This is a genomic window from Lentzea sp. NEAU-D7, assembly GCF_026242055.1.
In the GTDB taxonomy this organism is placed as follows: Bacteria; Actinomycetota; Actinomycetes; order Mycobacteriales; family Pseudonocardiaceae; genus Lentzea.
On the sequence record NZ_JAPJDL010000013.1, the window covers coordinates 202952 to 217599 of the forward strand.

The following is a 14648-nucleotide window of genomic DNA, read 5'->3' on the forward strand; positions in this document are numbered from 1 at the left end:
AATCCAGGAACGTGAGGAGCTTCCGCATGCCCCAGTACTTCCGAGACCTCGGCACCGCGCTCGAATGGCGGGCCAGGGGCGAGACGCTCCGAGTCGAGGCGTGGGGTTCCGACGGGGTCCGCGTGCGCGCCACCCCCGGCGGTCCGCTGCTCGACGACCTCCCCGGCGCGTTGCTCGGCACGCCCCCGGAAGGCGGCCCGGTGGAGGTCAAGATCTCCGAGCACCACGCCACGCTCGTCCACGGCGCGCTCACCGTCCGGATCGACGCCGGCACCGAAGGCGCCCTGACCCCGGAACTGGGGGCCTCCGCGGGCAGGCTGACGTTCAGCAGGACCGAGGACGGCTCCGAGCTCCTCGCCGAGGAGGCGCCCCACTTCTGGTGGCCGGGGCCGCGGCTCGCCACCGCGACGGGCAACGGGCACCACCGCCTGGAGCAGCGTTTTCGCGCCTACCCGGGAGAACGGCTCTACGGCCTCGGCCAGCACACCCACGGCATGCTCGACCAGAAGGGCGCGGTCGTCGACCTCGTCCAGCGCAACGCCGAGGTCACCATCCCGCTGCTGGTCTCCGACCGCGGCTACGGCCTGCTGTGGAACTCGCCCGCGATCGGGCGGGTGGAGCTCGCGGAGACCGGCACGCGCTGGGTGTCCGACAGCGCCCGCCAGATCGACTACTGGGTCACCGCGGGCAAGCCCGCCGACGTGCTGCGGCGCTACGCGGACGTCACGGGGCACTCGCCGGAGCTTCCCGAGTGGGCGTCGGGCTTCTGGCAGTGCAAGCTGCGCTACCGCACCCAGGAGGAACTGCTGGAGGTCGCCCGCGAGTACCGGCGGCGCGGGCTGCCGCTGTCCGTCATCGTCTGCGACTTCTTCCACTGGACCCACCTCGGTGAGTGGAAGTTCGACCCCGCCGAGTGGCCCGACCCCGCGGCGATGGTCCGCGAGCTGGAGGAGATGGGCGTCAAGCCGATGGTCTCGGTCTGGCCCTCGGTCAGCCCGGCCAGCGAGAACTACCACCCCATGCTGAACCAGGGCCTGTTCGTCGGCACCGAGTTCGGGCCGATGGCGCACGCCGACTGGCCGGACAAGGGGCTCGGCGCCTACTCCGCCCAGGTCGCCTTCTACGACGCCACCAACCCCGAGGCGCGCGAGTACGTCTGGGAACGGATCCGGCGCGGCTACCACGACCTCGGCATCTCCGTGTACTGGCTGGACGCGGGCGAGCCCGAGCTCAAACCGGGCCACCAGTACAACCTGCGCTACCACGCGGGTCCCGGCCTGGAGGTCGGCAACCTCTACCCGCGCGAGAACGCCAGGACCGTCCACGACGGACTGCGCGCGGCGGGGGAGACCGAGATCATCTCGCTCAACCGCTCCTCGTGGGCGGGCGCGCAGAGGTACGGCGCCGCGCTGTGGTCCGGTGACATCGGCACGGACTTCGCCACGCTGCGCACCCAGATCAAGGCCGGGCTGAACGTGATGATGTCCGGCATCCCCTGGTGGACGACCGACATCGGCGGCTTCCACGGCGGCGACCCGGACGACCCCGCCTACCGCGAGGTCCTCGTGCGCTGGTTCCAGTACGGCGCCTTCTGCCCGCTGTTCCGCCTGCACGGGTTCCGCGGCGACGAGCAGGTGCTGGAGCCCGCGATGACCGGGCTCGCCAACGAGGTCTGGTCCTACGGCGAGCAGGCGTACGAGATCCTCGCCGCGCACCTCCGGCTGCGTGAACGCCTGCGCCCCTACGTCATGGAGCAGATGCGCACGGCCTCCGAGACCGGTGTCCCGCCGATGCGGCCGGTGTTCCTGGAGTTCCCGGACGACCCGGCGGCGTGGCGGGTCGAGGACGCGTTCCTGCTCGGCCCCGACCTGCTCGTGGCCCCGATCACCGAGGCGGGCGCCCGCGAGCGCGACGTCCACCTGCCCGCCGGGGCGCGGTGGACCGACGCGTGGACCGGCGAGGAGCACGACGGCGGGCGCACGGTCACCGTCGCGGCCCCGCTCGACCGCATCCCGCTGTTCCTGCGCGACGGCGCCCGCCTGCCCGTGCGGGAGGAGGCGTGATCGCGGATCGGCTGGGCGGCCTGGCCTTCGGCGGGGACTACAACCCCGAGCAGTGGGACGAGCGGGTGTGGAAGGAGGACGACGAGCTGATGCGCGAGGCCGGGGTCAACCTGGCCACGGTCGGCGTCTTCTCCTGGGCACTGCTCGAGCCGGAGGAAGGCCGCTACGACTTCGCGTGGCTCGACGCGCACCTGGACCGCCTGCACGCCAACGGGGTCGCGGTAGACCTCGCCACGCCGACCGCGTCACCGCCGCCGTGGTTCACGCTGGCCCACCCGGACGCCATGCCGGTCACCCGAGAGGGCACCAGGCTGGTCCACGGCAGCCGTGACACGTACTGCGTCAGCGCCCCGGCCTACCGCACGGCGGCCCGGCGCATCGCCTCCGCGCTCGCGGAACGCTACGGCGACCACCCGGCGGTCGCGTTGTGGCACGTGCACAACGAGTACGTGACCTTGTGCTGGTGCGAGCACACCGCCGCCGCGTTTCGAGTCTGGCTGCGCGCCCGGCACGGCTCGCTCGACGCGCTCAACGAGGCGTGGGGGACGGCGTTCTGGAGCCAGCGGTACGGCAGCTGGGAGCAGGTCCTGCCGCCGCGTGCCACCCAGTGGCACCGCAACCCCGGTCTCACGCTGGACTTCAGCCGGTTCTTCTCCGACGAGGTGGTCGCCGCCTACGCCGAGCAGCGGGACGCGATCCGCGCGCACAGCGACCGGCCGGTGACGACCAACATGATGCAGCCCGGCTACCAGAACGTCGACCTGTGGGCGCTGAGCCGCGAGGTCGACCTGGTCGCGATCGACCACTACCCGGACCGGCCGGGTCTCGACGCCGCGGCGGACGTGGCGTTCGCCGCGGACCGGGCCCGTTCGTTCGGCGGTGGCAGGCCGTGGCTGCTGATGGAACAGGGCACCAGCACTGTCTACGAGCAGGGCCGGACGCTGGCCAAGGAACCCGGCGAGATCCTGCGGCACTCGCTCGGCCACATCGCCCGCGGCTCGGACGGCGCGCTGTTCTTCCAGTGGCGCCAGTCGAAGGCGGGCGCGGAGCAGTGGCACTCGGCGATGGTCCCGCACGCGGGTCCCGACAGCCGGGTCTTCACCGAGGTGAAGGCGACGGGCGAGGCCGTGTCCCGGCTCGGCGGGCTCGCGGGCTCGACCGTGACCGCGGACGTGGCCGTGCTGCACGACTCCGACGCCTGGTGGGGGCTGAACTCCGACGGCCTGCCCTCGTCCGAACTGGACTACCACTCCGCGCTGCGCAACGCGCACCGGGCGTTGTGGGACAACGGCGTCGTCACCGACTTCGCGCACCCGGAAGCGGACCTGGGCCGGTACCGGCTCGTCGTCGCGCCTGCGCTGTACCTGCTCTCCGACGCGGGCGCGGAGAACCTGCGGCGTTACGTCTTCAACGGTGGCACGCTGCTGGTCCAGCACTTCAGCGGAGTCGTCGACAGCCGCGGGCACGCCCGGCTCGGCGGTTACCCGGCCGCCCCGTTGCGCGAGGCGCTGGGCATCCGCGTCGAGGAGTACCGGCCGCTGCGGCACGAGGAACGGATCGTCCTCTCCGACTCCTCGCACGGCACGGTCTGGAGCGAGTGGGTGCGGGCGCAGGGTGCGGAAGTCGTCGCCACCTACACCCACGGCGCACTCGCCGGTTCTCCCGCGCTGACCCGGAACCGCTGCGGTGCGGGCGACGCCTGGTACCTGTCCACGCGGCTCGACGACGCGGACTACAGGGCACTGGTGTCCCGCTTGCTGGACTCCGCCGGCGTCGGCCCGGTCCTGCCCGGCCTGCCGCCCGGCGTCGAAGTCGTCGTCCGCGAGGGCGAGGACGGCCGCCGCTGGCAGTTCGTGCTGAACCACCGCACCGGACCCGTGTCCCTGCCCGAAGGCGCGGATGACGTGCTGACGGGCGCACCGGTGCGGGAGCTGCCGGCCGGTGGGTGCGCTGTGCTGAAGGAGGCAGGTCCGCTGTGAACACGATCCACTGGGGTCACGGCGCACTGGCGTGGGACCTCGAGATCACCGACGACGCGGTGCGCCGCGCCGGGAGTTCCCTGCCGCTGGTGGAGGTCATGACCGCCGGCCACGGCAGCATCTGGTCGAGCGACAACCTCGTCGGCACGGCGATCGGTGAGCGGCTGAGGTACCGGGCCCACCGGTCGTCGTCCGAAGAGGACTGGAAGGTGCTCGTCGTCGAGTTGTGCGACGAGGTGAGCGGCGTGGCGGTGGAGGTGACCTACCGGTCGCCGGAGGGCATTCCCGTGGTGCGCTGCGAAGTCCTCGTGCGCAACGAGGGGGACGCACCGCTGCGCCTGGAGTCGGTCACCTCCCTCGTCGAGGGACAGCTCGCGGCGGTGGACGCGGCCGACGTGCTGTGGGCGGAGAACGACTGGCTCGCGGAGTGCCGCTGGCGGCGTGAGCCCGTGCGGCTGACCACCGCGGACCGGGACGGGCGGCACCGCGCGGCCCGGCCCAAGGCGGCGTTCGCCGTCACCGGGCGCGGTGTCTGGTCCAGCTGCGGCCGGCTGCCGATGGGCGGGCTCACCGACCGCGTCACCGGCCGGACGTGGGTCTGGCAGATCGAGCACAACGGCGGCGGCTGGCGCTGGGAGTGCGGCGAGCACGACGGTGCGGGGTACGTGGCGCTGTCCGGGCCGGAGGACCGCGCCCACGGCTGGAGCCGCGTGCTGGTACCCGGCGACGAGTTCCGCACCGTGCCTGTCGCGCTGGCCTTCACCGAGGACGGGGGACCGGACGCGGCGTTCGCGGCGCTGACCCGGTACCGGCGCGTGACCCGCAGGCCTCACCCGGACCACGAGCGCCTTCCGGTCGTGTTCAACGACTACATGAACTGCCTCATGGGCGACCCCACCACCGCCAAGCTGCTGCCGTTGATCGACGCCGCGGCCGGCGCGGGTGCGGAGTACTTCGTCATCGACGCCGGCTGGTACGCCGAGGAGGGGGAGAGCTGGTGGGACACCGTCGGTGCGTGGCGGCCGTCCCGCACCCGGTTCCCCGGTGGCCTTCAGGACGTGCTCGACCACATCCGGGACCGGGGCGTGGTTCCCGGCCTGTGGCTGGAGCCGGAGGTCGTCGGAGTGCGCAGCCCGGTCGCCGGGATCCTGCCGGAGGAGGCGTTCTTCCGCCGCGACGGCGTGCGCGTCACCGACAGCGCCCGCTACCACCTCGACCTGCGCCACCCCGCGGCCAGGGCCCACCTCGACGAGGTCGTGGACCGCCTGGCCGGGGAGCACGGCGTCGGCTACCTGAAGCTGGACCACAACATCAACCCCGGCTCCGGCACCAGTTCGCGTGCGGGCGAGACCCCGGCCGACGGCCTGCTCGGTCACAACCGCGCCCACCTCGACTGGCTCGACGGCGTGCTGGACCGGCATCCGCACCTGGTCCTGGAGAACTGCGCGTCCGGGGGCATGCGCATGGACCACGCGCTGCTGTCGCGACTGCAGCTCCAGTCGACCAGCGACCAGCAGAACCTCGGCCGGTACGCGCCCATCGCGGCCTCCGCGCCGACCGCCGTGACGCCGGAGCAGGGCGCGGTCTGGGCCTACCCGCAACCGGAAGACTCGCTCGACGAGGTCGCCTTCACCATGGCGAGCGCGCTGCTCGGCCGCGTCCACCTCTCCGGGCGGATCGCCGAGCTCCGGCCGGCGGCGCTCGCGCTCGTCCACGAGGCCTTGGCCGTGTACAAGGACATCCGCGCCGACCTGCCGCGAGCGGTGCCCGCCTGGCCGCTCGGCCTTCCCGGCTGGGACGACCCGTGGACGGCGCTCGCCCTGTCGACGGCCACCACCACCTACCTGACCGTCTGGCGCCGGGGCGGTGAGGACACCGCGGCGCTGACGTTGCCGCATCTGTCCGATGTGGACGTCGTCGTGGACCGGCTGTACCCGGCTGCCTCGCGGTCGGCCGCCAGGTGGTGTCCGGAGACGGCGGAGCTCGCGCTGACCCTGCCCGCGCCACCCTCCGCCGTGCTGTACCGGCTCACGAGCAGAGGAGCTGCCCGGTGACGATCCCCGTGATCCCCGGAATGCACCCCGACCCGAGCGTCTGCCGGGTGGGGGAGGACTACTACCTGGTGTGCTCCAGCTTCGAGTACTTCCCCGGCATCCCCGTCTTCCACAGCCGGGACCTGAAGAGCTGGACGCAGATCGGCAACGCCCTGGAGCGCACCAGCCAACTCCACCTGACCGCGGAGACACCGTCGTCGGCGGGGATCTACGCGCCGACGCTGCGCCACCACGACGGCCGGTTCTGGCTGGTCGTCACGAGCGTGAGCCACGGCGGCGGCAACATGGTGTTCACCGCCACCGATCCCGCCGGGCCGTGGTCCGACCCGGTGCCACTGCCCGGGGTCGCCGGCATCGACCCCGACCTGGCCTGGGACGACGAGGGCACCTGCTGGTGCACGGTGGCGGGGGTGCGGCAGTACCGCGTCGACCCGGCGACCGGTGAGACGTTCGGTGAGCCGCGACCGCTCTGGTCCGGCACCCCCGGCGCCAAGGCACCGGAAGCGCCGCACCTGTACCGGATCGGCGACCACTGGTACCTGATGATCGCCGAGGGCGGCACCGAGCGCGGCCACGGCGTCTCGATCGCCCGCGCCTCGTCGCCGGACGGCCCGTTCGAGCCCTGTCCCGCCAATCCGGTCCTGAGCCACCGCGGCACCGACGAGCGCGTCCAGAACACCGGTCACGCGGATCTGGTGCAGGCACCGGACGGCGCGTGGTGGATGGTGCTGCTCGGCGTGCGGCCCGGCGGCGGCACACCCGGCTGGCACGTGCTCGGCCGGGAGACCTTCCTGGCGCCGGTGACGTGGACCGACGGCTGGCCGGTGGTCGGCGAGCTGGTCTCCGGTGCGCATGGTTCCGTTGCACCGGAACGGGACGACTTCGACCTCGCCGAGCTGCGACCGTGCTGGATCTCCCTGCGCGACCGCTCCGAGCAGCACTGCACCACGAAGGAACGGCCGGGCTGGCTCACCCTGCACGCCCGCGGGTCCGGAATGGACGATCCCGCCGTGGTGTTCGCCGGGCGTCGCCAGCAACACTTGTCGTGCCTCGCCCGCACACTGCTCGACCCGGCGGAGGGCCGCGGTGGCCTGGCGGTCCGGCTCGACGAGGAACACCACTACGAGATCGAGGTCGCGTACGGCGAGGTGCGGGTTCTCGCGCGCGTCGGACCGGTGTGCAGCGTGGTCGCTTCCCGGCCGGTGCCGGAGGGACCGCTGGTGCTGGCGGTGCGGGTGGACGAGGCCCGGACGCCGCGGGACGCGCGTTCCGGGCCCGACACCCTGTCGTTCGGCGTGGAGGAACCCGACGGCACCTTCACCCCGCTCGCCACGCTCGACGGGAAGTACCTCTCGACCGAGGTCGCCGGTGGGTTCACCGGCCGCGTCATCGGCCTGTTCGCCGCGGCGGGGACCGTCCACTTCGACTGGTTCGAGTACCAGCGGCTCAACTGAATGCGAGGGCTCATGAACGGATCACGCAGGGCAGTGCTCGGCGCGGTGGTGGCCCTGGTGGCCGCCGTCGTGCCGGCGACAGCGTCCGCGGCCGCCGAGACCGGCTGCGAGATCACCTACTCGACGACGGGCCAGTGGCAGGGCGGCTTCGTCGCCGACGTCGCCGTGACCAACCGCGGCGCTCCCCTCGACGGCTGGGAGCTGAGCTGGGAGTGGCCGTCCGGCCAGGAGGCGGGCCACGGCTGGAACGCGAGGATCACCGAGTCCGGTCATCAGGTCACCGCCGAGGACGCCGGCCACAACGCCAGGATCGCGACCGGTGCGACGGTGAAGTTCGGCTTCCGCGGCACCTGGGCGGAGGCCAACACGGCACCGTTGTCGTTTTCCCTCAACGGGGTCACCTGCGTCCACGGCGGCCCGCGGCTGAGCGCGATGCAGCACACCGCGGCGATGCAGCCGGGCTGGAACCTGGGCAACACGCTCGACTCGACGGGCGGCGACGAGACGTCGTGGGGCAACCCGCGCATCACCGAAGCCCTGCTGGACAACGTCAAGGCGCAGGGCTTCAAGAGCGTGCGCCTGCCCGTCACGTGGAGCGCGCATCTGGGGGCCGACCACGTGATCGAGCCGGCGTACCTCGCCCGTGTCAAGGAGGTCGTGCGCTGGGCCTTGGCCCGCGACCTGTACGTGATGGTCAACATCCACCACGACTCGTGGCAATGGATCTCGACCATGCCCGCGGACCACGACACCGTGCTCGCCCGGTTCAACTCCGTCTGGACGCAGCTGGCGGGCGCCTTCGCGGAGTTCGGCCCCAAGCTGACCTTCGAGAGCTGGAACGAGCCGCAGTTCACCGGGAGCACCGGCAAGCCGCAGGAGATCCAGCTCAACAGCGAGCTGAACGCGTCGTTCCACGACATCGTGCGGCGGTCGGGCGGCAACAACGCCACCCGCCTGCTGGTCCTGCCGACCCTGCACACCTCGTCCGAGCAGACGTACGTCGACCCGCTCGTGGACCAGATCCGCGGCTTCGCCGACCCCAACCTGATCGCGACCGTGCACTACTACGGCTACTGGCCGTTCAGCGTGAACGTCGCCGGTGGCACGCGGTACGACGCGACCGCGCAGAAGGACCTGACCGACTCGTTCGACCGCGTGCACGACAGCTTCGTCGCCCGCGGCATCCCCGTGATCATCGGTGAGTACGGGCTGCTCGGGTTCGACCGGCACACCGGCACCATCGAGCAGGGCGAGAAGCTCAAGTTCTTCGAGCACCTCGGCCATTACGCCCGCGCCAAGCAGCTCACCACCATGTTGTGGGACAACGGTCAGCACCTCAACCGCACCTCCGGCCAGTGGAACGACCCCGAGCTCTACGCGCAGATCAGGTCTAGCTGGACGACCCGCTCCGGCACGGCCCACACCGACCAGGTGTTCAGTGCGAAGTCGAGTCCCATCACCGCCAAGACCGTCGCGCTCAACCTCAACGGCACGAAGTTCACCGACCTCTTCCACGGCTCCACGAAGCTGACCCGCGGCCGTGACTACACGATCACGGGCGACCAGCTCACCCTGACCGCGCCGCTGCTGACGAGGCTGAGCGGGTCCCGCGGCTACGGCACGAACGCCGTGCTGACGGCCCGCTTCTCCCGGGGCGTGCCGTGGCGGTTGTACGTCATCACCTACGACACCCCTGTGCTCTCCGCCGCCTCGGGGACGACGGAGAAGTTCGAGATCCCCACGGCCTTCCGCGGCGACCAGCTCGCCACCATGGAGGCGAAGTACGACGACGGCACCAACGCGGGGCCGCACGACTGGACGTCCTTCAAGGAGTACGACCGCGCCTTCCGGCCGAACTACACCGACGGCCACACGACTCTGACGCCGGACTTCTTCGCCGCTGTCAGGGACGACGCGCGGGTGACGCTCACGTTCCACTACTGGAGCGGCGCCAAGGTCACCTACCACGTCACCAAGGCCGGCAGCGCGGTCACCGGTGCGGCCACACAGTCCAATTAGGATCGCCCTTTTCGTTGCTTTGTGTACATGTTGTTGTCACTCCGGCGGTATGTGAATCGGATTCACATCGTCCTACCCTCTGGACGTCAGCTCGAACGGGCGTCAGGAGTCGTGCGATGAGAATGGTCCGATTGGCCGGAACCGTTGCTGCCGTTGGCTTGCTGGTGGGGGTGGTGCCGGGCGCTGCCACGGCGTCACCCCCGTCCAGCGGCACGTTCTCGGTGCTCAGCTACAACGTGGCCGGCCTGCCGGAAGGGCTGTCCAGCGGCAACCCGCGGGTGAACACGCCGATCATCGGCCAGCGCATCCGGCCGTACGACGTCGTCCACGTGCAGGAGGACTTCAACTACCACGCTTCGCTCTACGCCAACAACACCCATCCGTTCCGCACGCCGACCAGCGGCGGCGTTCCCTTCGGCGACGGCCTCAACACGTTGTCGGACCACCAGTACTCCGACCTCGCCCGCGACAGGTGGGACAGGTGCAACGGCACCGACTGCCTGACCCCCAAGGGCTTCACCTTCTCGCGGATCCGGGTGGCGGAGGGAGTGCCGATCGACTTCTACAACGTGCACGCCAACGCGGGCTCGGCCGAGGCCGACCTGGCCGCACGCCGGGCGAACATCAGCGAGCTCTCCCGGTTCGTCACCGCGAACTCGGCGGGCAACGCCGTCGTCATCGCGGGCGACACCAACACCCGGTACACCCGCGCCGCCGACAACATCCGCGAACTGCTGTCCGCCAACGGTCTCAAGGACGCCTGGGTCGAGGAGGAACGCGGTGGCGTGCCGCCGGCGGCCGGCAGCCCGACGATCGGGTGCGACGACCAGAACGTCACCGACGCGTGCGAGGTCGTGGACAAGATCCTCTACCGCGGCAACCGGTACATCACGCTCGACCTGAGCCGCTACGCCAACGAGAACGCGGCCTTCCGCACCGCCGACGACAAGATGCTGTCCGACCACTACCCGATCGCGGCGGACTTCCGCTGGACGCTCCACCCCGCGCTGTCGCTCAGCGACCCGTTCGGCGGACCGCACGGCACGCCGTTCACCGACGTCGCCTCGGTTCCGCTGGGGCAGCGCGTCACCGTAGTCGGTCTCCGCGCGGGATCGAGGCTCGACCAGGTCGGCCTCACGTTCGCCGGCGGCACGGCCTTCACCCACGGCGGTGGCGGCGGGACCGCACAGCAGCTGGCGCTGGCGCAGGGGGAGTACCTGAAGTCGGTCACCCTGCACTCGGCCCAGCACAACGGCCGCACCAGGATCTTCCGCGCCGGGTTCACGACCAGCACGGGCCGCGTCCTGGCCGGTGGAAGCGAGACGTCCACTTCCGTCACCCACACCGCGCCCGCGGGCTGGCAGATCGCCGGTTTTCACGGCCGTTCCGGTGACGAGATCGACTCGCTCGGCGTGATCTACACCAGGACCTCCTGATGACCGACCGGCGCGGATTCCTGAAAGGCACGGGTCTCGCGGCCGGTGCCGTGCTCAGCGGCACACCGGCGCACGCGCACGCGCACGACGAGCGTCGTGGCGGCTACCTCTGGCTCGCCGGCGATCACCACATCCACAGCCAGTACAGCAACGACGCCATGTACCCGGTGGCCGCCCAGGTGCGGCGAGCGGCGAAGCACGGCCTGAGCTGGCTCACCATCACCGACCACGGCAACGTGCCGTTCGCGACGCACAGCGTTGCTCCGCTGGTCGCGGACATCGCGGCGGCGCGGCGCCAGTACGAGGACGTGCTCGTGTTCACCGGGCTGGAGTGGAACATCCCGGCGGGCGAGCACACCACGCTGATGCTCGCTCCGGGACGCCACGAGGGCGACCTCCTCCAGGAGTTCGTCACGAGGTTCGACGCGCGGGTGAACGGCACGAGGGACGGCACGCCCGCCAACGAGGCGATCGCGCTGGAGGCGTTGAGGTTCCTGCGCGACGCGGTGGCCACCGGACGTGTCGCCGACGCGCTGGTGCTGCCCAACCACCCGTCCCGGCTCGGCATCAACTCCCCGCAGGAGACCCGCAACTGGCGGGACACCGCCCCCGGCGTCGTGATCGGCATGGAGGGCGCGCCGGGGCACCAGGCGGCCGGCCTGCCCGCACCGGGCATGGCCCGCGGCCGGGGGTTGTACGACTCGGCGCCCGGCAAGTTCTCCTTCCCCGGCTATCCCGCCGAGAGCTACCGCACCTGGGGAGGTTTCGACTGGACCGCGGCGACCGTCGGAGGCTTCTGGGACAGCCTGCTGGCCGAAGGGCGACCGTGGTGGATCACCGCCACCTCCGACGGCCACCAGGGCTGCGGGGACTGGGTGAAGAACCCCGTCGACCGGCTGGACCAGCAGGCCTACGACAACGTGCCGTACGACAGCGAGGGACGCACGTTCACCAGCACCGGCCGCTTCCCGGACCCCGTCAACTCCGGCAGGCCGATCATCGAGTACAGCTCGTTCCCGCCCGGCGCCTACAGCAAGACGTGGGTCGGCGTCACCCGGCGCGAGCACCGCGAGGTGATGCGGGCGATGCGGGCCGGCCGGATGTGGGTCTGCCACGGAGATCTCGTGGCGGGCCTGGACGTGCGGCTGCGCCCGCGCGGGTCGCGCGAGCCCGGTGCCGGGATGGGCGGCACGCTGCGGGTGCGCCGCGGCGCCGTGGTGGAGGTCGTGATCAGGATCGACCTCGCGGACGGCGCGAACTTCGCCGGGTTCGTGCCGGAGCTCGCCAGGGTCGACCTGATCACAGGCAGGATCACCGGTCCCGCCGCGGACCGCTCGGTGCTGCACGCACCGCACACGAAGGTCGTGAAGTCCTGGGACGTCCGGCAGCGTTCGGGTGTCGTCGAGCTGGTCCACCAGATCACCGTCGACGGGCCGTTCTACCTCCGCGTCCGCGGCACCGACGGCAAGCGGAGCGCACCGGGACACCACGGTGCCGCGGTCGATCCGGCGGGGCCCGCGCTCGACGTCGCCGGTCGGTCGGATCCGTGGGAGGACCTCTGGTTCTACTCGAACCCGGTGTTCGCGGCGGCAGAACGCTGAGCGAGGCCCGGAATCGTCGAACGGCGTCGATCGATTCGCGTCCGTTGTCGAAATGCCGTCGTCGATTCGCTGAAAAACCGTTGCGGTGGCACGATGTCTAGGAACGAGGCGGTGTCTGGGCTAGGTTCGGGAGGTGGGCGGTCTCGCCTGTCCACAGTGGACTTTCCGCGGAGGTGCAGGTGTACCGGTCCAAGTCGGCGGCCACGGCCGTCCTCGTCCTGACCGCGGCGGCCGCGCTGGGCGGTGCTCCCCAGGCCGGGGCCGCCGCCGGGTGCAAGGTCTCCTACCAGGTGACGCAGGAATGGCAGGGCGGCTTCATCGCCGACGTGACCGTCACCAACCTCGGTGACGCCGTCAACGGCTGGCAGCTGACGTGGACGTTCGGTGCCGGGCAGACGGTCGCCCACCTGTGGAACGGGACCGTGCGCCAGACCGGCGCGGACGTGACGGTCGGCAACGCCGGCCACAACGGCTCCCTCGGCACCGGGGCGAGTGCGGGGCTGGGGTTCGCCGGCACCAAGAGCGGCTCGAACCCCGTCCCCGCCGCCTTCGCGCTCAACGGCACGGCGTGCACGGGAACGCCGCCCGCGCCGGACCCGCTGACGCAGGCGCACACCGCGGGCCGCGTCACCGCGTCCGGCCAGTACACCTGGCCGGGGGTCTACTTCGAGGGCCGCTTCCGGGGCACCGGCGTCGGGATCGTCCTCAACGACTCGGTGAACGACTACGACGTGCAGGTCGACGGCACGACCGTCGCGACGCTGGTGATGCCGGGCAGGACGACGCACTGGGTGCGCGGCCTCGCCGACGCCGAGCACCGCGTGCGGCTGGTCAAGCGGACCGAGAGCACCTGGGCGGCGGGGGAGTTCGGCGGCTTCGTCGCCGCGGCCGGCGGCGCGGTCCTCGACAAGCCCGCCGCAAGGACCCGCCAGATCGAGTTCATCGGCGACTCCCTGACCGCGGGCTACGGCAACCTCTCGACCACCCGCGACTGCTCGGCCAACGGCGGCGTCACCCGCAACACCAACACCGACATCAGCTTCGGGGCACTCGCCGCGAAGGCGCTGAACGCGGACTACCAGGTCAACGCGTTCTCCGGGCTGGGCGTGGTGCGCAACTACAACGGTCACACGCCCGGAACCAGCTACCGCACCTACTACGACCGGGCGTTGCTGCACGTCGAGGGCGACGTGTGGCGCAACCCCGGCACGTGGCGGCCGCAGCTGGTCGTGGTCGGCCTGGGCACCAACGACTTCTCCACCGCCCTCAACCCCGGCGAGCAGTGGCCCACCCAGGACGCCCTGGTCACCGCGTACAAGAGCGCCTACCAGGGCTTCCTCGACAAGCTGCGCACCCGGTACGGCCCCGCCACGACGATCGTCGTGAGCGTGCCCGAGGCCTCCGGCACGTTCGCCGACGCGGTCCGCCAGGTCGTGCAGGACCGCAACGGCCAGGGCGACAGCCGGGTCCGCCACTGGAACTACAGCGACCCGGCGCTGGACCGCCTCGGGTGCGACTGGCACTTCTCCGCCCGCGACCACCGGCTGATCGCGGGGAAGCTCGGCGACTACCTCGCCACGCTTCCCCTAGCCTGGTAGCCGTCCGTCACTTCGGGTCGAGCACGAACACCGGGATCTGCCGGTCGGTCTTCTCCTGGTACTCGGCGTAGCTGGGGTAGGCCGCGACGGCGCGCTCCCACCACTCGGCCCGCTCGGCGCCGTCGACCTCGCGCGCGACGTACTCCTTCACCTCGGTGCCGTCCTGCAGGACGATCTCCGGGTGGGCCTTGATGTTGAAATACCAGGTCGGGTGCTCGGGCGCGCCGCCCTTGGAGGCGACGACCGCGTAGCTGCCGCCGTGCTCCACGCGCATGACCGGGGTGTAGCGCAGGGCGCCGGTCTTCGCGCCGCGGACGGTCAGCAGCACGATCGGCTTGCCGAGGACCAAGATGCCCTCGGTCGTCCCGGTCTCGAGGATCTTCTTCGTCTGCTCCTGGACCCACTCGGTCGGGCTGAGCTTCACATCTGCCATGTCTGCGATCA

At 71.4% G+C, this 14648-nt stretch carries 9 protein-coding genes; 8 read left to right on the forward strand and 1 reads right to left on the reverse strand.

Going from position 1 to position 14648, the window contains the following annotated elements; genetic code table 11:
• The first annotated feature begins 26 nt into the window (after positions 1-26).
• The 8 genes from ORI60_RS25815 (at position 27) to ORI60_RS25850 (ending at position 14204) form a co-directional block, all read left to right on the forward strand.
• Complete coding sequence (locus ORI60_RS25815; RefSeq protein WP_266040491.1) at positions 27-2063, forward strand: glycoside hydrolase family 31 protein; 2037 nt, start codon at positions 27-29, stop codon at positions 2061-2063.
• A complete protein-coding gene (locus tag ORI60_RS25820) occupies positions 2060-4042 on the forward strand; it encodes a beta-galactosidase (protein WP_266040492.1) in 1983 nt (660 codons plus the stop codon). Before ORI60_RS25815 ends, ORI60_RS25820 begins: the two co-directional genes overlap by 4 nt.
• Positions 4039-6096, forward strand: a complete 2058-nt coding sequence (locus tag ORI60_RS25825; RefSeq protein WP_266040493.1) for an alpha-galactosidase — start codon at positions 4039-4041, stop codon at positions 6094-6096. Before ORI60_RS25820 ends, ORI60_RS25825 begins: the two co-directional genes overlap by 4 nt.
• Positions 6093-7550, forward strand: coding sequence for a glycoside hydrolase family 43 protein (locus tag ORI60_RS25830; RefSeq protein WP_266040494.1), 1458 nt, complete (start codon positions 6093-6095; stop codon positions 7548-7550). Before ORI60_RS25825 ends, ORI60_RS25830 begins: the two co-directional genes overlap by 4 nt.
• Before the next feature lie 12 nt (positions 7551-7562).
• A complete protein-coding gene (locus ORI60_RS25835) occupies positions 7563-9569 on the forward strand; it encodes a cellulase family glycosylhydrolase (protein ID WP_266040495.1) in 2007 nt (668 codons plus the stop codon).
• Positions 9570-9742: 173 nt separating this feature from the next.
• Entirely contained in the window at positions 9743-11005 is a 1263-nt protein-coding gene (locus tag ORI60_RS25840; protein ID WP_266040496.1) for a jacalin-like lectin, read from the forward strand.
• On the forward strand, positions 11005-12606 hold the full coding sequence (locus ORI60_RS25845; RefSeq protein WP_266040498.1) for a PHP domain-containing protein: 1602 nt from the start codon (positions 11005-11007) through the stop codon (positions 12604-12606). The genes ORI60_RS25840 and ORI60_RS25845 overlap by 1 nt, the downstream gene beginning before the upstream one ends.
• Positions 12607-12785: 179 nt before the next feature.
• The gene (locus ORI60_RS25850; protein ID WP_266040500.1) at positions 12786-14204 is read left to right on the forward strand and encodes a cellulose binding domain-containing protein; all 1419 of its coding nucleotides are present in this window, start codon (positions 12786-12788) and stop codon (positions 14202-14204) included.
• Between the two features lie 7 nt (positions 14205-14211).
• Here the strand turns inward: ORI60_RS25850 and ORI60_RS25855 are convergent, their stop codons facing one another.
• A complete protein-coding gene (locus tag ORI60_RS25855) occupies positions 14212-14637 on the reverse strand; it encodes a nitroreductase family deazaflavin-dependent oxidoreductase (protein ID WP_266040502.1) in 426 nt (141 codons plus the stop codon).
• Between the last annotated feature and the right edge of the window lie 11 nt (positions 14638-14648).

Coding starts and splice junctions, on each gene's coding strand:
- ORI60_RS25845 (WP_266040498.1), top strand. CDS start 11,005: ATGACCGACCGGCGCGGATTCCTGAAAGGCACGGGTCTCGCGGCCGGT.
- ORI60_RS25835 (WP_266040495.1), top strand. CDS start 7,563: ATGAACGGATCACGCAGGGCAGTGCTCGGCGCGGTGGTGGCCCTGGTG.
- ORI60_RS25815 (WP_266040491.1), top strand. CDS start 27: ATGCCCCAGTACTTCCGAGACCTCGGCACCGCGCTCGAATGGCGGGCC.
- ORI60_RS25855 (WP_266040502.1), bottom strand. CDS start 14,637: ATGGCAGATGTGAAGCTCAGCCCGACCGAGTGGGTCCAGGAGCAGACG.